We start from the raw sequence: 833 nt of genomic DNA, 5'->3' as shown, positions 1-833 counted from the left end.
CCAGGACCGAGTATCTCGGAGAGGTTATACACATACCCTCGAGGCGGGGGCCGGGGCGGCAGCCAAGCGATAAGCCGTTGTGGGTCTGGATAGCCAGCGGCAGCGATCGCAAACCTACTGGGATTGGAAACGCGGGCGCTGATGGTGCTTATGTCGGACTGGTGGCCTCGCGCCCTGGACGCCTCCCTGCCCGTCGTTACAAATGGCCGGGTAGCGGCTGGCCGACCGGACGGACGGGGAGACGAGGAACGAGGCGACCGGGACGGCCGGGAGGCTGGCGGCGTCCCCGCCGGAGGCACGACGGCGGGGCGGCCGAAGGCCGCCCGGCCTAGATTTATCAAAGGAACACTTCTCGACCAATGCGGACACTTTTGTGCGTCCTCATAGGAGAACGGGGGTCTGGCCGTGCACCCCCTCAAAAGGTCAGCGGCCACTGACATAGTGCTCTCCGATCAAGGGTTGGTTGGCGGCGCCGGACGCATCGAGCGCCAGCACGTGGGCGAGCTGGGTGCGCAGTTGGCGGACCTCGGCGTCGAGCGCTCGGGCCAGTCCGAAGGCTGCTGTGGCGTCGTTGACGGCCGCGCAATGGACTTCGGAGCGACCCCAGCGGGTCAGCCAGAAAAGCGCGAGGCAGGCCGATCTAGGGGCCTTGCCGGTGCGGTTCCACCGATAGACCGTCCGGGTGCCGACGCCCAGAACCTTCGCCACGCGGGCCGGCGGCGGGTTGTTGAGGTCGTCCAGGATCGCCTGCCAAATTGGCAAACTCCGCGGGGCCGCGGCGATGGTGTAGGGGCTGAACTTCATGGGAGAGTCAGCCCTTCAGGCGGTCTGAT

Annotated in this window: 1 protein-coding gene; it reads right to left on the bottom strand. The window is 67.0% G+C overall.

Features of this window, described 5'->3' with window-relative positions:
* Positions 1-423: 423 nt before the first annotated feature.
* Positions 424-804 (bottom strand): hypothetical protein, encoded by a 381-nt coding sequence (locus tag x551_RS22840; RefSeq protein WP_036236811.1) that lies wholly within the window; start codon positions 802-804, stop codon positions 424-426.
* Positions 805-833: the final 29 nt, after the last annotated feature.

Origin of the sequence: Methylibium sp. T29, assembly GCF_000576205.1 — a bacterium.
GTDB lineage: Bacteria > Pseudomonadota > Gammaproteobacteria > Burkholderiales > Burkholderiaceae_C > Methylibium > Methylibium petroleiphilum.
The sequence above is the reverse complement of the archived record's forward strand: the minus strand, read 5'-3'. Positions and strand labels throughout refer to the sequence as shown.